The following is a 16,598-nucleotide window of genomic DNA, read 5'->3' as shown; positions in this document are numbered from 1 at the left end:
AACACGGCGCTTATTCTCAGGGCAGGGTGCAAATCCCGACCGGCGGTAATCCAGTTTTCTGGGAAGCCCGCGAGCGCCCATAGGTCACAAGACTTTTGGGGTCAGCAGATCCGGTGAGATTCCGGAGCCGACGGTAACAGTCCGGATGGGAGAGGATAAAGCGTGACGGTGATGGCAGGAGCGCCTCGGCGTGACTGGTTTGCCGTCTGACTGCGACCGCGATGTGGCAACTTGCTGCAAAGCGGACCTTTCTTTGTTGCCCTGGTTCGTAAGCCCCATCCGTAGAGGACGGTTATGAATCAGAGTATTGAAAAACAATCCGATCTTTCGATCTTTGGCGATCCGCAGGCGCGCATGGAACGTGCGCTTGATGATCTGCGCCAAGGCAAAGGTGTTCTGGTTGTTGATGACGAAGATCGCGAGAATGAAGGCGATCTGATCTTTTCTGCAGAAAATCTGACCAATGAACAGATGGCAATGTTGATCCGCGATTGCAGCGGCATTGTCTGCCTATGCCTGACTGACGAAAAGGCAACTGAACTTGAACTGCCGCCAATGGTTGCTGATAACACATCAAGTATGGGAACGGGTTTTACCGTCACCATCGAAGCCAAGGTTGGTGTGACGACCGGGGTCTCGGCCGCAGATCGCGTCACCACGGTTAAAACCGCCATTGCCGATGATACCAAACCGAGTGATCTGGCGCGTCCGGGCCACGTTTTTCCGCTGCGCGCCCGGCCGGGCGGTGTATTGGAACGTCGCGGACATACTGAAGGGACGGTCGATCTGATGCGGCTGGCAGGGTTCAAACCCGCAGGTGTGCTGTGTGAGGTTACCAATCCGGATGGCACCATGGCGCGACTGCCAGAGCTGATCGAATATGCCAATGCCAATGACATGGTCGTCATCAGCATCGAGGATATCGTCGCGTATCGCAGCGCGATGCAGCAGGCGGCAGAATAAACCGACCTTAGCCATTCAAAGAAAAAGGGCCGCACCTATCAGGATGCGGCCCTTTTTCTATTTCGGTGATCGAACCCGTCACTCGTCAATCATGCACCAGACGGGGGTGTGATCAGATGCCTTTTCCTTGCCGCGCGGTTCACGATCTATATCCGACGCGCTTAGTCGGTCGGCCGCCGCAGGGGTCAGAAGAAGATGGTCGATGCGAAGCCCGTTATCCTTGTTCCAGGCACCTGCACGATAATCCCACCAGCTGTATTGATGGCCCTTCGGGTTGAACGTGCGGAATGCATCGGTAAAGCCCATATTCATCATGGTCCGCAGACGCTTGCGTTCAACCGTTGTGCAAAGAACAGTTTCATGGAGCTTGGCTGGATCGTAGACGTCCATGTCGTCCGGGGCGATATTATAGTCGCCGCCCATAACAGCTGCTTCACCACTGGCACGGATTTTCTCAAAACGGGTAATCAGACGATCCAGGAAGTTCAGTTTGTAATCAAACTTTTCGTCCCCAACCGCCGTTCCCATCGGGACATAGATTGAGGCGACCCGAACCGGATTGGGGGAGGAAATGGTTGCTTCGATATAGCGTGCCTGTTCGTCGGAATCATTTCCCGGCAAACCGCGTTCGACATCTTCGATCGGGAATTTTGATAGGATCGCAACACCATTATAGGTTTTTTGACCATGCACCGCGATGTTGTAGCCGAGATCCTCGATCTCCATCGCCGGAAAGGCGTCATCGACCGTTTTGGTTTCCTGTAAAAGGACGACATCCGGTTTGCCTTCCTGCAGCCATTCAAGAATGTTGGGCAGGCGTGCCTTGATCGAATTGACATTCCAGGTGGCTATTTTCATTCGGGCCTCGGTTTTTGTGGTGTCTGGTCAAACAAAACGGGGTTCGCCAACAACGAACCCCGTTTTATAGATCGGTTTGTCGATCCGGATCAAATCGAGAAACTTGATCCGCAACCACAAGAAGACGTGGCATTCGGGTTGTTCACACGAAAGGCGGAACCAACCATTTCACGCACGAAATCGATTTCTGCACCGCCGAGAAGGTCGAGCGATACTTCATCAATCACCATTTTCGCACCGTGGTTTTCGAAGATACGATCTTCGTCCGTGGTATCTGAGTCGAGCGAGAACTCATACTGGAAGCCGCTGCAACCGCCGCCAGAGACTTGCAGGCGCAGCATCGTGTTCGCAGCACCTTCGCTTGCGATCAGTTCCTGAATGCGTTTCGCAGCACTTTCAGTCATTTGAACTTGCCGGGCAGAATCGGTCATTCAACACTCCTTGATCTTCAACCTGCCAGGGCAGGTGTATTTGCGATCCTTGACGACATGATAGCATGGTCTGAACGCGGTATTTAAGTCACTATTTAGCGTGCATGGCTGAAATGTCAAAACCTGTAATCAGTCTGGATACGGCTGACTTGCGTTTTGGCGTGAAATGGCTCAAAACAGGCGCCAGTCAAATGGCCGGTCTGGCCAGAACCAGAAATTGCAAAGTTCCAAGTTATGAATGTTTTCAGCCTTTTGAAAAGCGACATCGAGACACAGATTCTCGCCCTTGAAAAAGACGGTGTTCTCCCTGCGGGAACGGACACTTCCCGTGTGACGGTAGAACCGCCGCGCGATGCGTCTCATGGGGATGCTGCAACCAACGCTGCAATGCTGCTTTCAAAGGCTGCGGGAATGAAGCCGCGTGATCTGGCCGAAAAGCTGGCGGAAAAACTGGGCACTCTTGATCATATCGAAGCAGTCGACATTGCCGGTCCCGGTTTTATCAATCTGCGGATGGCCGATCAGTTCTGGCTTTCACAAATCAGCCAGATCCTTGAAGTCGGCACGGAATACGGCAACAGCGATCTTGGCAAGGGCGCAAAGATCAACGTCGAATATGTTTCTGCCAACCCGACCGGCCCGATGCATGTAGGCCATTGCCGCGGAGCTGTGGTGGGTGATGTTCTGGCAAACCTGCTTGGCAAGGCTGGCTATGCCGTGACCAAGGAATATTACACCAACGATGCCGGTGCGCAGGTTGATGTGCTGGCTCGGTCGCTTCACATGCGCTATCGCGAGGCACTTGGCGAAGATATCGGCGAAATTCCGCAAGGCCTTTATCCCGGCGATTATCTTGTCGATCCGGGCAAGAAGATGGCTGAGCGCGACGGTGACAAGTGGCAGAATGCGCCGGAAGAAGAGTGGCTTGAGGAATTCCGGGCCTTTGCCATCGTTGAAATGATGGCACTGATCAAGGAAGACCTTCGTCTTCTTGGCGTCGCTCATGATGTGTTTACGTCCGAGGATGGTCTGGTCAAGGCCGGCAAGGTTCAGACGGCGTTCGAGCACCTTGAGAAAAAGGGCGATATCTATGTCGGTGTTCTGGAACCGCCAAAAGGCAAAAAGCCCGATGACTGGGAACCGCGCCCGCAAACCTTGTTCCGCGCGACCGATTTTGGCGATGATGTTGACCGTCCGCTGAAAAAGTCCGATGGCAGCTGGACCTATTTCGCATCCGATATTGCCTATCACTTTGATAAGTATGAGCGCGGCTTTAACCTGATGATCGACATCTTTGGTGCCGACCACGGTGGTTATGTCAAACGGATGAAGGCCGCAACCAAGGCAATCACGCACGGCGAGGGCGACCTTGATGTCAAGCTTTGCCAACTCGTCAGCCTGTTTGATAATGGCGAGCCGGTTAAAATGTCCAAACGTGCGGGCACCTTCGTGACGCTTCGCGATGTGGTTGAGCGCGTGGGCAAGGACGTTGTGCGTTTCATCATGCTGACGCGCAAGAACGATGCCGCGCTGGAATTCGACTTTGCCAAGGTGACCGAACAGTCCAAGGACAACCCGGTCTTCTATGTTCAGTATGCTCATGCGCGCGTGAATTCGGTATTCCGCCAGGCTGCAGAGGCATTCCCGGGACAGGATTTTTCCGAAAAGACGCTTGCGACAGCAGACCTTTCATTGCTGAGCAGCGAAGAGGAAAAACTTCTGGTCCGCCGCATGGCAGAATGGCCGCGTATCATCGAGCAGGCGGCAACCGCCCACGAACCCCATCGTATTGCCTTTTTCCTGACAGAAATTGCCGCAGAATTCCATGCTTTGTGGAACAAGGGACGTGACAACACTGCGCTGCGCTTCATCATTGCGGATGATTTGCCTGCGACTCTGGCACGTCTTGCAATGATCCGCGCCGTTGCAACGGTCATTGCTTCCGGTCTTGAGGTATTGGGCGTCCAGCCTGTCGAGGAGATGTAAGAGATGAGCGAAGAACACGGGACAGACCTTCATGCCGAGCGTGCCGATCACCATCGATCTGAAAAGCCCGCTGGCAAGAGCATGATCAAAGGGCTGGCCACCGTGTTTCTTGGTGTCGTCGTTGTTGGCGGCGCGTTGGGTGGGGCAGGTTACTGGTTTTATAATCAGGGCCAGCCTATTCAGGATGACGGCAATTTGCCTATCCTGCTGCCCGATCCATCGCCGATCAAAATTCGCCCCGAAGACCCGGGCGGAATGGAAGTCCCTCATCGCGAGACAACGGTCTACGATCAGCTAAGCGATGTTGACCCAGACGCCAATGTGGTGTTGCAGGAACTGCCTGACATGCCGCGCGCGCCGGAAGTTTTGCCGACACCACAGTTGCCGCAGGCTGATGAAGAAGCCGATGTGCCTGAAGAACGCACGGCCCAAGAAGTCGCTGAAACGCCAGAGGAAACTGAATCGGCAGCTGAACCTATTGTTAAAGCGCCGGAAATTAATGAGCCTGATTTGACCGACGCCGAGAAGGCGGTTGCAGCAGCACAAAGCCGCGCCAACGAAACTCCGGCACCAGAGAACGTCGAAAAGGCCAAAGAAGAACCGGCGCCTGCCGCAAAAAAAGCAGCGGCTGCAGGGGCATTTCGGGTTCAGCTTGCATCAGTGCGTGAAGAAGCTGGCGCGGCGGCAGAGTGGAAGAGGTTATCTGCAAAAAACAAAGACTTGCTTGGCAACCTTGAGATGTTTGTGCAACGTATTGATATCGAAGGCAAAGGTATCTTTTATCGGTTGCAGGCCGGGCCTCTTGGTGATGCGGCTGCTGCCGAAAAGCTTTGCACGGATTTGAAAGAACGCAGTGTGGGGTGCCTCATTGTCCGGCCTTGATGTCAAAAAGCCACGTGCCTGTATTCTGGGGATCGCAGGAACGGAGCTCAGCAATTGGGAAAAGGGTTTCCTTCGTGAAGCCGATCCTTTCGGTTTCATACTGTTTGCGCGCAATGTCGAAGACCGGGATCAGGTCCGCGCACTAACAAATGCGCTTCGCGAAACTGTCGGAAATAGCAACATTCCCATTTTGGTTGATCAGGAAGGCGGCCGCGTGATGCGGCTGAAACCGCCGCATTGGCGCCATATCGCACCTGCTGGCGCGTTTGGGAAGCTGTTTGATCGCAATCCAGATGATGCGCGCGAAGCGGCCTATACCAGTGCGCGGCTGATGGCGACGGATCTGCGCAAAGCCGGGTTCAATACGACCTGCGCGCCTGTCCTTGATCTGCGCCTGTCAGGCATGAGTGACGTGATCGGGGATCGGTCTTATGGTGCCGAAGTCGGCAAAGTTGTTATGCTCGCCAGTGCCGTTGCCGCAGGTCTTCTTGATGGCGGTGTTGCCCCGATTATCAAACATATTCCGGGGCATGGTCGCGCAACAGTCGACAGCCACAAGGATCTGCCGATTGTTACCGTCTCGCGCGATACGCTCTCCGAGTTCGATTTTGCGCCGTTTGCACAGATGAAAGATGTGCTTGCAGCCATGTCGGCCCACTTGCTGTTTACGGCCATCGACGACCAACGTCCCGGCACCGTGTCACCCACGGTTATTGAAGACGTCATTCGTGGCGAGATCGGGTTTGAAAACCTTTTGATCAGCGATGATCTGTCGATGGAAGCATTGGGCGGGTCCATCGCCAGCCGCACGGACGGATGCCTGCGTGCTGGGTGCGACATCGCACTTCATTGCAATGGCAAGCGCACCGAAATGGAAGAAGTGGTTGCTATGGCACCGCTTCTGACCGGCAGTTCACTGCTGCGAGCACAGAAGTTCACCAACCAGATTGCGACTTTCAAAGCCGATATGCCAAGCAATACTCAGGTTGCCGACTGGCAATCCCGCCTTGCTGACCTTTTGGCCCCGGTCTGGTCGGCAGGAGATGATCAGAAGTGAATGACATTATTGAGCTGATCGTTTCGGCAACCACCTGGATTATTCCGGTCTTGCTTGCCGTTACCTTGCATGAGGCCGCCCATGGCTTTGCGGCCAAACTGTTTGGCGACGATACGGCACAGCGTATGGGGCGGCTTAGCCTGAACCCGATACGTCACATCGACCCGGTTGGAACCATCCTGATACCGGCTTTGCTGTTGGTAACTGCTGCGCCGTTTCTATTTGGCTATGCCAAACCGGTCCCGGTCGCATTTCATCGGCTGCATCCACAACGGCTTGGCGTAATCTGTGTTGCGATTGCCGGTCCGGCGACAAATATCGCGCTTGCCATTGCATCAATCCTGCTTCTGGTTTGGCTGCCAAGCTTCTCGCCTTCAGTGAACGACTGGCTTGCAACCATGCTTAATCAGTCGCTTTGGCTGAATTGTATTCTTGCCGTATTCAATATGTTGCCGATCCCGCCGCTTGATGGCGGGCGGGTGTTAACGGCAATTTCGCCGATGCCGATTGCACGGGTCTTGGCGCGTATGGAAAAAACCGGCATGATCATATTGATCGGCTTGGTCTTTCTGTTGCCGTTTGTGACGACGCAACTCGGAATTCATTTGCCGATTTTCCAGTGGTTGGTCCTTGAACCAGCCAATGCGCTGGTGAGGCTTTTGGCAGATATCTTTGCCTGAATGCCGATAGACGGGGATAATCGGGGATAGATGGCAGACCAGTTCGAATTCGAAATTCCAGATGATGTGTTTGACAAGAAACCGGTCGACGAGGCGCCGAGCCTTGCCGAACGCCTGATTCTTGACCTGGATGGATTCGAAGGACCATTGGATGTCTTGCTTGAGCTGGCGCGCGACCAGAAGGTCGATATCATCAAGATCTCCATTCTGGATCTTGCCGAGCAATATCTTGAATTCATCAATACCGCGCAGGGTTTGCGCCTTGAACTGGCCGCCGACTATCTGGTGATGGCGGCATGGCTTGCGTATTTGAAATCACGTCTTCTTCTGCCCAAGCAGGAAAATGATGAGGAAGAACTCAGCGCCGAGGAAATGGCAGAGCTTCTGGCCTTCCAGCTCAAGCGCCTTGAGGCGATGAAGGCTGCAGGCGACAAGCTTTTGGAACGGCCCAATCTGGGACGTGATTTCTTTGGGCGGGGCGATCCGGAAGAAGTCCGGGTAACGACGGCGTCTGTCTATGATGCATCGCTTTATGATTTGCTGAAGGCCTATGCACGGATCATGCTGACATCGGAAAGCAAAACGCTTGAGATCGAGGCGTTTGATCTTTACGCGATGGATGACGCCATCCAGCGTTTGCGTGACCTGTTTGGCCGTCGCGTCGTTCCGACATGGACAAGGCTGCTTGAGTTCATGCCGCGCGGACTGGGAACTCCGCTCAAGGCCCGTTCTGCACTGGCCGCGCACTTTGTTGCAAGTCTTGAAATGTGCCGCGACGGCGAACTGGAAATTTCACAAGAAGAAACCTTTGGACCGATTATGCTGCGTTCACCACAGACTTTGCGCGACGGGGACATGCCGCGCAATTTCGACTATGACGCAGATCAGGGTCTGGAATAAGTTGGTCAGGGGCATGAAATGAGCGAAGACTCGCAGCTTGAAATCGAGGGCGTCGAATCCGGTCCGCAGATCGATTTTCAACATATACGCATTGTCGAGGCGGTTTTGTTTGCCTCCGCCGAACCGGTCAGTGAGCGGGTGATTGCCGCGCGCCTGCCCGAAGGAACTGATATCAGCGCTATCATGAATGCGCTTGCCGAGACCTATGCCCCGCGTGGTGTGAACCTTAAACAGATTGGCGATAAATGGGCGCTCCGTACGGCCGTTGATCTTGCAGGTGATCTGCATATCGAGGTCGAAAAGGCCAAAAAACTGACCCGTGCAACTTTGGAAACCCTTGCCATCATTGCCTATCACGAACCGGTCACTCGATCCGAGATCGAGGAAATCCGTGGTGTTGCGCTATCCAAGGGTACGCTCGACATTCTGCTTGAATCGAAATGGATCCGCCCGCGTGGCCGCAAAAGGGTTCCCGGACGTCCCGTTCTTTGGGCAACGACGGATGATTTCCTTGATCACTTCGGTCTTGAAAACCGTGATGATCTTCCTGGCCTTGCCGACCTCAAGGCGGCCGGGTTGCTCGATAGCCGGCCGGGTATGGGGCGTTATGGTGCGAATTCTGATGACGAAGCCTTGCCAGATCTGGTCGATGACGGTGAGGTTGCCGATTCTGTTGTCGAAGAAGCGCTGACCACACGCAATCTTGATGATCTGGATGAAACCATCTACTCGGACAATCCAAATCTCCTTGATGCAGACGAACAGCCAGCGGGCAGGGCATCCGAGAGTGAAGAAACAGACGTAGACGACACACCATTTGAACAACAGGATCGCGAAAGCAATTGATCCATCTTCTTGCATAAGGCAGGCAAGGGCCTTAAGTTCCACGAAAGATTTCGCAAATCATTTGCATCTACGCGTGTTCGATCCCTGTTGTAAGAAGAGTCCCTGATGACCGACGGCCTGAAGATGTCGCATGTATCGCACCTGTTCGGTGAAAACCGCGTGTTGCGCGATATCAGCTTCGATGTAGCACCCGGTGAACTGGTGTGCCTTTTGGGCCCGTCCGGATGTGGCAAAACGACAGCTCTTCGATTGGCTGCAGGGCTTGAGAAGCTTCAGGTCGGCGAAATTGCGGTCGATAATCAGATCGTGGCTGAGCCCGGTGGCTATGTAGAGCCTGAAAAGCGTGGTGTCGGCATGGTCTTTCAGGATTATGCGCTTTTCCCGCATCTCGATGTTGCCAAAAACATCGGCTTTGGCCTGCGCCATTTCAGTGAATCGGATCGTAAAAACGCGATAGCGGCGGCACTCGACCAGGTTGGCATGTCGGAATACCTCCACGCTTATCCGCACGAACTTTCCGGTGGGCAGCAACAGCGGATTGCCTTGGCGCGCGCCTTGGCGCCAAAACCCCGCATCATGTTGCTCGATGAGCCGTTCTCCGGCCTGGACGTGGCGCGGCGTGCCGATTTGCGCGATACCACCTTGCATGTCCTCAAGGATGCCGGGATAGCGACAGTCATGGTGACGCACGATCCACAGGAAGCCATGTATATGGCAGACCGGATTATCATCATGAATGAAGGGCAGATCATGCAGGATGGCACGCCCGAAACGCTTTATTTCCGTCCGGAAAACCGCTTTGTCGCGTCATTCTTTGGCGAAGTAAACCGATTCTCCGGGACTGTGGCGGATGGGAAGGTGACGACACCGTTTGGTGCGGTCGAAAGCCCCGAGATTGAAAACGGCACTGATGTTGAAGTTCTGATTCGGCCAGAAGGCCTGCATATCGGCGAAGCATTAAACGGTCTGGATGTTTTGGCCCATGTCGATGCCGTGCGGGTTCTTGGCGAGGTTAACCTTGTTCACCTGACACTTGAGGCCGGTGACCACGTCCACGCACGGGTGCCACGGCGTTTTTCGCCGATTAATCAGCCATCTGTCGCTATTACGCTTGATCCCGAGATGACCTTCGTGTTTCCTATGACCTGATGCGTTGTCGCGGGCCGGGTTTTCACCCGGTCTGACAGGCTAAAAGACGCAAGTTTAACAGGCATTTTGTTGTGCACCGGTATTAACCAACCGTCGCATTGCACAGTGGGGGGCTTTCTGCCATTATCCGGGCAAGTTGCCGGAAGGCAGAATGGATCTTTGGAGATTGAAGTTATGGGTATTGGCGTTTGGCAAATCGTTCTGATTCTTGCGATTGTCCTGATCATCTTTGGCGCAGGCAAACTGCCGAAAGTGATGGGTGACATGGGCAAAGGGATCAAGAGCTTCAAAGCGGGCATCAATGAAAAAGAAGAACAGGATGCAGGTGCTTCGGCCAAGACCATCGAAAACACGACCTCTGCATCGGTTTCTTCCGAGAGCAAAGACAATGAAAAGGATTCTGTGAAATCCTGATCGTCTGTCGGATTTCCTTCAGATAGGCGTGTCATATGTTTGATATCGGCTGGACCGAAATGGCTCTTGTGGCCGTCGTCGCATTGTTTGTCGTCGGCCCCAAAGAGCTACCGCATCTGCTGTATAAATTGGCGGGTTACTGGAAAAAAGTGCGCGGGATGGCGCGCGAATTCCAAAGCGGAATTGATGACATCATCCGTGAAGCCGAGCTTGATGATCTGCGCAAGCAGGTCAACAGTTCGCACAGCAATCCGACCGATTTCCTCGAAAATAAAATCTCAAGCCCCAAAGGCGAAGAGAAAAAGACCGAGTCAAAGCCGGCTGCAGAAAAACCTGCCGAAAAGGCAGATAAGCCTGCAAAACCGGCAAAGACAACGGCTGGTAAGTCCGCAGATGAGAGCAAGCAAAAAGATCAGCCGGAGAGCCAGGCGTGAACATGCAATCGCATGACAGACCGATGCCCATCATGGAGCATCTGATTGAGCTGAGAAACCGCCTGACCTGGGCGGTTCTTGCACTGTTTATTACATTTGGTGTCTGCTACTACTTCGTCGAGGACATCTACGGGTTCCTCGTACGTCCGCTTGCCGACATCATGGGGCCGGATCGCCGCATGATCTATACCGCCCTGACCGAGGTGTTCTTCACCTACGTCAAGGTATCGTTCTTCGCGGCCTGTTTTGTCTCGGCACCGGTCTTCCTTGGTCAGTTGTGGGCCTTTGTCGCGCCGGGTCTCTACAAGAACGAACGTTCGGCCTTCATGCCATTCCTGTTTGCGACACCAATCCTGTTCCTTATGGGCGGTGCGCTGGTTTATTACCTGATCATGCCGCTGGCCTGGAAGTTCTTCCTGAGCTTTGAGCAGGCCGGTGGGGCAGCCAATCTTGCGATCCAGCTTGAAGCCAAGGTTGGAGAGTATCTGTCGCTTGTCATGAAGCTGATCTTTGCCTTTGGGCTTTGCTTCCAGTTGCCGGTTCTTCTGACCCTGATGGCACGTGCAGGTATTGTAACCGCCGATGGTCTGGCACGGCGTCGCAAATATGCGATTGTGATTGCGTTTGGCTTTGCTGCGGTTCTGACGCCGCCAGACCTGATTTCACAGATTGGTTTGGGCATTCCGATCATCATTCTTTACGAAATTTCTATCCTTATGGCGCGTGTTTCCGAGCGCAAGCGTGCAAAGGCAAACGCCGAGGATGAAGAAGACGAAGATGATGAGGCGGAATCGGATGACGACGCAGAAGCACAGGCTGCAACCGGGACAACGGTCGCAACAGGCGAAGACAGCGTCGATGCGCAAGGTGAGGCGGCTGCATCTTATGATGATGGTCAATCATCCTTGACCCGATCGTCTGATGATGACGGCGATGCGCCGAAATTGTCCGGACCGTCTAACAATGATGATGGCGAGGATGATTTCAACAACGCCCGTTGATTGAAATTACCCGCCAAAACCGTCCGATTTGACGGGGTGGACCTTGGGTCCACCCCATCGTATAAAGCCACAAATACATAGACTGACAGGGTGCCGTTCGATGCACGACATTAAATGGATTCGGGATAATCCCGAGGCTTTCGACGCAGCAATGACTGCGCGCAAACAGGACGTTACCGCGCAGCGCTTGATTGATATCGATGTTGAGCGCCGCAAACTGATGACTGAGCATCAGGAAATGCTGGCGCGCCGCAAAGTGATTTCCGGTGAAATCGGGAAGCTGCGCAAAAACGGCGAAAATGCCGATGACCTGATGGCCGAAATGGGCACGCTCAAGGACAAGATCAAGGAAGCAGAAGACGGTCAGGCGTCGCTCAACGATCAGCTTGATCTGTTGCTGTCATCCTTCCCAAATATTCTTGACCCTGAAGTCCCGGTTGGCGAAGACGAAGACGACAATGTCGAGGTAAATCGCTGGGGAACGCCGGGTGAGTACGACTTTACGCCGCTTGAGCATTTCGAGATCGGCGAGAAGCTTGGCATGATGGACTTTGAAACTGCGGCCAAGCTTTCAGGTTCGCGTTTTGTGGTTCTGCGTGGTGGTTTGGCCAAGCTTGAACGTGCACTTGCGCAATTCATGCTTGATACGCACACCGGCGAACATGGCTACGAAGAAACCATCACCCCGATGCTGGTGCGTGATGATGCCATGTATGGCACCGGTCAACTGCCGAAATTTGCCGAAGACTCATTTAAGACCACCAATGATTACTGGCTGATCCCGACATCTGAAGTCACCCTGACCAATCAGGTGGCCGGCGAAATCATTGATCAGGCAGCCTTGCCATTGCGTTATACCGCACTGACCCAATGCTTCCGGTCTGAGGCCGGCTCTGCTGGTCGTGATACACGTGGGATGATTCGTCAGCACCAGTTCTCCAAGGTTGAAATGGTTTCGGTGGTCCAGGCGGAAAAATCCGACGAGGAACTGACCCGTAAGACACGCTGTGCTGAAACCATTCTTGAACGTCTCGGTTTGCCGTATCGCACGGTCATTCTTTGCACTGGTGACATCGGGTTCTCGGCTGCGAAAACCTATGACATTGAAGTCTGGTTGCCGGGACAAGGCAAGTATCGCGAGATTTCTTCGTGCTCGAACACCCGCGACTTCCAGGCGCGCCGCATGAATGCACGCTATCGTGCAACAGGCGAGAAAAAGACCCAGTTTGTGCATACCTTGAATGGATCTGGCCTTGCGGTTGGTCGTTGCCTGATTGCGGTTATGGAAAACTATCAGCAGGCTGATGGTTCGATCCGCGTTCCGGATGCGCTCAAACCTTACATGGGCGGTCTCGAGGTCATCTCGGCGCGCTAGGACGACACGAACATGCTTGATCTCACCAACGCACGTATCCTGATCAGTAATGATGATGGCATTGACGCGCCAGGGATCAAGCTGCTCGAACAACTCGCGCGCGAATTTTCAGGTGATGTCTGGGTAATTGCGCCGTCGATGGAACAAAGCGGGGCAGGGCATTCCCTGACCCTGCGCCGTCCATTGCGCATCCACAAACGCGACGAACGTCATTTCGCCGTCGATGGCACGCCGACAGATTGTATCCTGCTCGGCCTGCAGCAGGTCATGCGGGACAATCCGCCAGACATTGTCCTGTCCGGCATCAATCGGGGCGGCAACCTTGGTGAAGACGTGACCTATTCCGGGACCGTCGCTGCAGCCATGGAAGCGACCCTTCTGAACGTGCCAGCCGTGGCGTTCTCGCAGTATTTCTCGGCAGATATGATCGACTGGACGATTGCAGAGAAGTACCTTAAGGACGTTCTGGCGACTTTGGTCACCACGACCTGGCCCAAAGGGGTACTGATTAACGTCAACTTCCCTGATCATGAAGCCAAAGGTGGTGCTGAGGTTAAAATCGCAAAGCAGGGGCAGCGCAAGATCGGCGATCATATCGCAGAGCGCCTTGATCCACGCGGCGAACCTTATTACTGGATCGGCGCCATTCAGTCCGATTTGCCCGAAGACAACGCTGCTGATCTGCGCGTGATTGAACAAGGCAATATTTCAGTCACGCCGATCAGCCTTGATTTCACCCATTACGAAACGTTTGAAAAACTGACGAAGGCATTTCCGTGAACGAGCCGGTAATTACGCGTGAAACCGCCATAGCCAATCTGCTGCAGACACTTCGTGATGATGGAATTCACGATGAAGAGGTGCTGTCAGCACTGGCAGATATTCCGCGTGAATCATTTGTTGCCGAACCGTTCGTGACCCGGGCGTGGGAGAATGTCGCCTTGCCAATCAGCAAGGGTCAGACGATCTCCCAGCCGTATATTGTCGCGTTGATGACACAGGCGCTTGAGCTTAATGACCGTATGAAGGTTCTGGAGGTCGGCACAGGGTCCGGCTATCAGGCTGCCATACTGGCAAAGCTTGCACGTCGCGTTTACACCCTTGAACGCCACAAGCCACTCATGCGCGAGGCAGAGGAAAAGTTTCGCGAACTTGGCCTTCATACCATTTCGACGTTGCATGCAGATGGCGGACTGGGCTGGAAGGCACAAGCGCCATTTGATCGCATTATCGTCACTGCTGCAGCACAAGATGTGCCGCCGGTGCTTGTTGATCAGCTTGCGGTTGGTGGCATTATGGTCGTGCCGGTTGGTGAGGTATCCCATACGCAGCTGTTGCTGCGTGTCATGCGCACGCCAAGTGGCGTTGATGTTACGGAATTGATGCCAGTGCGCTTTGTCCCGATGCTGCCGGGCACCGAAGAGTTCTGATTTTCCCGCTCCCCAAAAATCTCATCCCAAACGTCTTCATGCTTACCGATTGTTAACCGCTATTCGCGGACAATCGAAAACATGATGGAAAATTGTGTCAAACGCGCTGTTTATCACGGAAAACGCCTGCTGCTCGTCTGTGCGGCAAGTGCCACGCTTGGCGGCTGTTTGCTCAATTCTGTTCCAGTACCTGTGGTATATGGCGACGGGGCAAGCTACAGCCCTTACAGCATGCCAAAGCTTAAGAACGGTGAACGCGTCATTACCGTTGCACCGGGTGACACCGTTTCTGAACTGGCAGTGCGTTATCACATGGATTTCGTCCAGTTCACGGCCCGCAACGACCTTCGCAAACCCTATGTCATTTATCCAGGCCAGCGCCTTGTACTGCCGCCATGGACGCCGAATTATGACAGCATGCCGCCTGAAACGGCTGTCGCCTCGAAATCCAGGGCACCAACCAAAACCGTCACGATTGGTGGTAAGCGTCAGGTGGTAAGTGTTCCGGCAAAATCGACAAGTGCGCCTGTTCGGACAAAGCGGCCGACAACAACGGTCGTTCGGGTTTCGCCGCGCAATGGTGGTGCTATCCCGACGCCGGGCATCAAACCACAAGATTTTGCCGCTGCTGCCGAACGTCAGATGGCATCAGCGCGCAGCTGGCAATCTGATAGCAGATCAACACCGGTTGCCGGGCAGGGCAGTAATGTCCGCCAGAACGTTGCCTTGGCCGAACCGTCCGCACGAAAAGGTTTCATCTGGCCGGTTCAGGGCAAGGTTGTCCTGAAATACGGTGCCGGTACGGGTGGGCTGTTTAATGACGGCATCAACATTCAAGCCAATCGCGGCACGCCCATTGTTGCTGCGGAAAACGGTGTTGTGACCTATGTTGGCAATGAATTGCGCGGTTTTGGTAACCTTATCCTGATCAAGCATGCCGATAACTTCGTCACGGCCTATGCCCACACCGAAAGCCCGCTGGTTGCGCGTGGGGATGTTGTAACCCGTGGCCAAAAGATATCGACCGTCGGCACGACCGGGGCCGTGACCTTCCCGCAGCTTCACTTTGAAGTCCGTCGGGGGCGCAATTCCTCGGATCCCATCAAACATCTGCCAAGTGTGATGGTGTCGCGGTAACAACAAGGCCCGGACAATCTGCCCGGGCGCCTTTCCAGTCTTTCATGGTACTGGTGTTGGTCAGTCGATCGACTTGCCAAGTTCGCCTGCAATTTCCTGAATGAATTGCCATGCGACACGCCCCGATCGGCTGCCGCGCGTCACCGTCCATTCCTTGGCACGTGCATGCAACTCATCAGACGGGATATCGAGTTTGAATTCCTTTGCATAACCGTCGATGATCTCGAAATACACGTCCTGCGAGATATTGTGGAAGCCGAGCCACAGGCCAAACCGATCTGAAAGCGATACTTTTTCTTCAACCGCCTCGGAGGGGTTGATCGCGGTCGAACGTTCATTCTCTATCATGTCGCGCGCCATCAGGTGGCGGCGGTTTGACGTCGCATAGAAAATCACATTCTTCGGGCGACCTTCGATACCGCCATCGAGCACTGCCTTGAGCGACTTGTAGCTTTCATCATGCATGTCAAACGACAGATCGTCGCAAAACAGAACCGTGCGGCGACCGCTTTCTTGCAAGATATGAAGAAGATCAGGCAGGGTTGGAATGTCTTCCCGATGAATTTCCACCAGCGCCAGTGAGGCAGGGGTCTCTGCATTGATCTTGGCATGCATTGCCTTGACGATCGAACTTTTGCCGGTGCCGCGCGCGCCCCAAAGCAATGCGTTGTTGGCTGGCAGGCCATCAGCAAAGCGTTTGGTGTTGTTATAAAGGATTTCCTTTTGCTGCCCGATGCCCTGAAGCAAGCTGATATCGACCCTGTTTACATTGCGGACCGGCTGCAAATAACTGGTTTGCGCCTGCCAGACAAACGCGTCCGCAGCACTCAGATCGTTTTCGGCACGTGCCGGTGGTGCCATGCGCTCCAGCGCAGTGGCAATACGTTCGAGGGTAGGCAAAACTTTGTCGAAATCGCTACTCATCGGGGCCTCTTGGGTGTTTCTTTTTCCGGTGACGTTTTTTGTTGGCTGGAAAGCTAGCACATTAGAAAGCCAATGGAAGTGTTTGTTCTCAGGACTTTCATGCAACGCAAGGTGAACAAAGGCACACAAGT

At 54.0% G+C, this 16,598-nt stretch carries 18 protein-coding genes and 1 riboswitch; of the genes, 15 read left to right on the top strand and 3 right to left on the bottom strand.

Translation table 11 applies throughout. From position 1 onward, the window contains the following. Window positions 1-8: 8 nt before the first annotated feature. A riboswitch (FMN riboswitch) is annotated at window positions 9-161 on the top strand. Window positions 162-294: 133 nt separating this feature from the next. Continuing rightward, window positions 295-963, top strand: coding sequence for a 3,4-dihydroxy-2-butanone-4-phosphate synthase (gene ribB, locus HED22_RS02090; RefSeq protein WP_167718373.1), 669 nt, complete (start codon window positions 295-297; stop codon window positions 961-963). Between the two features lie 78 nt (window positions 964-1,041). Here ribB and xth read toward each other — a convergent pair whose 3' ends face one another. Both xth and erpA read right to left on the bottom strand, forming a co-directional pair. Further along, window positions 1,042-1,821, bottom strand: coding sequence for an exodeoxyribonuclease III (xth, locus tag HED22_RS02085; protein ID WP_167718371.1), 780 nt, complete (start codon window positions 1,819-1,821; stop codon window positions 1,042-1,044). 89 nt (window positions 1,822-1,910) lie between these two features. Next, complete coding sequence (erpA, locus tag HED22_RS02080; RefSeq protein WP_167718369.1) at window positions 1,911-2,252, bottom strand: iron-sulfur cluster insertion protein ErpA; 342 nt, start codon at window positions 2,250-2,252, stop codon at window positions 1,911-1,913. 234 nt (window positions 2,253-2,486) lie between these two features. Here erpA and argS point away from each other — a divergent pair, with 234 nt between their 5' ends. The 14 genes from argS to HED22_RS02010 all read left to right on the top strand — a co-directional run bounded on the left by argS (window position 2,487) and on the right by HED22_RS02010 (window position 15,543). Next, on the top strand, window positions 2,487-4,238 hold the full coding sequence (gene argS / locus HED22_RS02075) for an arginine--tRNA ligase (RefSeq protein WP_167718367.1): 1,752 nt from the start codon (window positions 2,487-2,489) through the stop codon (window positions 4,236-4,238). A 3-nt stretch (window positions 4,239-4,241) separates the two neighbouring features. After that, the gene (locus tag HED22_RS02070; protein ID WP_167718366.1) at window positions 4,242-5,120 is read left to right on the top strand and encodes an SPOR domain-containing protein; all 879 of its coding nucleotides are present in this window, start codon (window positions 4,242-4,244) and stop codon (window positions 5,118-5,120) included. Then, a complete protein-coding gene (nagZ, locus tag HED22_RS02065) occupies window positions 5,107-6,177 on the top strand; it encodes a beta-N-acetylhexosaminidase (protein ID WP_175581083.1) in 1,071 nt (356 codons plus the stop codon). The genes HED22_RS02070 and nagZ overlap by 14 nt, the downstream gene beginning before the upstream one ends. Continuing rightward, window positions 6,174-6,857, top strand: a complete 684-nt coding sequence (locus HED22_RS02060) for a site-2 protease family protein (RefSeq protein WP_167718361.1) — start codon at window positions 6,174-6,176, stop codon at window positions 6,855-6,857. The genes nagZ and HED22_RS02060 overlap by 4 nt, the downstream gene beginning before the upstream one ends. Before the next feature lie 30 nt (window positions 6,858-6,887). Then, window positions 6,888-7,757, top strand: a complete 870-nt coding sequence (locus HED22_RS02055; protein WP_167718359.1) for a ScpA family protein — start codon at window positions 6,888-6,890, stop codon at window positions 7,755-7,757. Between the two features lie 18 nt (window positions 7,758-7,775). After that, window positions 7,776-8,603: an SMC-Scp complex subunit ScpB gene (scpB, locus tag HED22_RS02050; protein WP_167718357.1), complete on the top strand. Its 828-nt coding sequence runs from the start codon at window positions 7,776-7,778 to the stop codon at window positions 8,601-8,603. A 105-nt stretch (window positions 8,604-8,708) separates the two neighbouring features. Continuing rightward, window positions 8,709-9,752 carry an ABC transporter ATP-binding protein gene (locus tag HED22_RS02045; protein ID WP_167718355.1) on the top strand — a complete coding sequence of 348 codons (1,044 nt, stop codon included), beginning with the start codon at window positions 8,709-8,711 and terminating at the stop codon, window positions 9,750-9,752. A gap of 174 nt (window positions 9,753-9,926) precedes the next feature. Beyond that, window positions 9,927-10,166 (top strand): twin-arginine translocase TatA/TatE family subunit, encoded by a 240-nt coding sequence (gene tatA / locus HED22_RS02040; protein WP_167718353.1) that lies wholly within the window; start codon window positions 9,927-9,929, stop codon window positions 10,164-10,166. Window positions 10,167-10,201: 35 nt separating this feature from the next. Continuing rightward, entirely contained in the window at window positions 10,202-10,600 is a 399-nt protein-coding gene (gene tatB, locus HED22_RS02035; protein ID WP_167718351.1) for a Sec-independent protein translocase protein TatB, read from the top strand. Window positions 10,601-10,602: 2 nt separating this feature from the next. Continuing rightward, window positions 10,603-11,601, top strand: a complete 999-nt coding sequence (gene tatC, locus HED22_RS02030) for a twin-arginine translocase subunit TatC (RefSeq protein WP_175581106.1) — start codon at window positions 10,603-10,605, stop codon at window positions 11,599-11,601. Between the two features lie 100 nt (window positions 11,602-11,701). Continuing rightward, window positions 11,702-12,976 carry a serine--tRNA ligase gene (gene serS / locus HED22_RS02025; protein ID WP_167718347.1) on the top strand — a complete coding sequence of 425 codons (1,275 nt, stop codon included), beginning with the start codon at window positions 11,702-11,704 and terminating at the stop codon, window positions 12,974-12,976. Window positions 12,977-12,988: 12 nt separating this feature from the next. Continuing rightward, complete coding sequence (gene surE / locus HED22_RS02020; RefSeq protein WP_167718345.1) at window positions 12,989-13,756, top strand: 5'/3'-nucleotidase SurE; 768 nt, start codon at window positions 12,989-12,991, stop codon at window positions 13,754-13,756. After that, entirely contained in the window at window positions 13,753-14,406 is a 654-nt protein-coding gene (locus HED22_RS02015) for a protein-L-isoaspartate(D-aspartate) O-methyltransferase (RefSeq protein WP_167718343.1), read from the top strand. Before surE ends, HED22_RS02015 begins: the two co-directional genes overlap by 4 nt. 81 nt (window positions 14,407-14,487) lie before the next feature. Beyond that, window positions 14,488-15,543 carry a M23 family metallopeptidase gene (locus HED22_RS02010; protein ID WP_254869662.1) on the top strand — a complete coding sequence of 352 codons (1,056 nt, stop codon included), beginning with the start codon at window positions 14,488-14,490 and terminating at the stop codon, window positions 15,541-15,543. 60 nt (window positions 15,544-15,603) lie between these two features. On the opposite strand, the gene HED22_RS02005 is transcribed toward HED22_RS02010, so the two are convergent. Next, the gene (locus HED22_RS02005) at window positions 15,604-16,467 is read right to left on the bottom strand and encodes an ATP-binding protein (RefSeq protein ID WP_167718341.1); all 864 of its coding nucleotides are present in this window, start codon (window positions 16,465-16,467) and stop codon (window positions 15,604-15,606) included. Window positions 16,468-16,598: the final 131 nt, after the last annotated feature.

Origin of the sequence: Thalassospira sp. HF15 (assembly GCF_011806525.1) — a bacterium.
Taxonomy (GTDB): domain Bacteria; phylum Pseudomonadota; class Alphaproteobacteria; order Rhodospirillales; family Thalassospiraceae; genus Thalassospira.
The sequence above is the reverse complement of the archived record's forward strand: the minus strand, read 5'-3'. Positions and strand labels throughout refer to the sequence as shown.

What these genes read in the sequence shown, in the direction of transcription:
- ribB (WP_167718373.1), top strand. Translation starts at nt 295, where the DNA reads ATGAATCAGAGTATTGAAAAACAATCCGATCTTTCGATCTTTGGCGAT.
- xth (WP_167718371.1), bottom strand. Translation starts at nt 1,821, where the DNA reads ATGAAAATAGCCACCTGGAATGTCAATTCGATCAAGGCACGCCTGCCC.
- erpA (WP_167718369.1), bottom strand. Translation starts at nt 2,252, where the DNA reads ATGACCGATTCTGCCCGGCAAGTTCAAATGACTGAAAGTGCTGCGAAA.
- argS (WP_167718367.1), top strand. Translation starts at nt 2,487, where the DNA reads ATGAATGTTTTCAGCCTTTTGAAAAGCGACATCGAGACACAGATTCTC.
- HED22_RS02070 (WP_167718366.1), top strand. Translation starts at nt 4,242, where the DNA reads ATGAGCGAAGAACACGGGACAGACCTTCATGCCGAGCGTGCCGATCAC.
- HED22_RS02055 (WP_167718359.1), top strand. Translation starts at nt 6,888, where the DNA reads ATGGCAGACCAGTTCGAATTCGAAATTCCAGATGATGTGTTTGACAAG.
- scpB (WP_167718357.1), top strand. Translation starts at nt 7,776, where the DNA reads ATGAGCGAAGACTCGCAGCTTGAAATCGAGGGCGTCGAATCCGGTCCG.
- HED22_RS02045 (WP_167718355.1), top strand. Translation starts at nt 8,709, where the DNA reads ATGACCGACGGCCTGAAGATGTCGCATGTATCGCACCTGTTCGGTGAA.
- tatA (WP_167718353.1), top strand. Translation starts at nt 9,927, where the DNA reads ATGGGTATTGGCGTTTGGCAAATCGTTCTGATTCTTGCGATTGTCCTG.
- tatB (WP_167718351.1), top strand. Translation starts at nt 10,202, where the DNA reads ATGTTTGATATCGGCTGGACCGAAATGGCTCTTGTGGCCGTCGTCGCA.
- tatC (WP_175581106.1), top strand. Translation starts at nt 10,603, where the DNA reads ATGCAATCGCATGACAGACCGATGCCCATCATGGAGCATCTGATTGAG.
- serS (WP_167718347.1), top strand. Translation starts at nt 11,702, where the DNA reads ATGCACGACATTAAATGGATTCGGGATAATCCCGAGGCTTTCGACGCA.
- surE (WP_167718345.1), top strand. Translation starts at nt 12,989, where the DNA reads ATGCTTGATCTCACCAACGCACGTATCCTGATCAGTAATGATGATGGC.
- HED22_RS02010 (WP_254869662.1), top strand. Translation starts at nt 14,488, where the DNA reads ATGATGGAAAATTGTGTCAAACGCGCTGTTTATCACGGAAAACGCCTG.
- HED22_RS02005 (WP_167718341.1), bottom strand. Translation starts at nt 16,467, where the DNA reads ATGAGTAGCGATTTCGACAAAGTTTTGCCTACCCTCGAACGTATTGCC.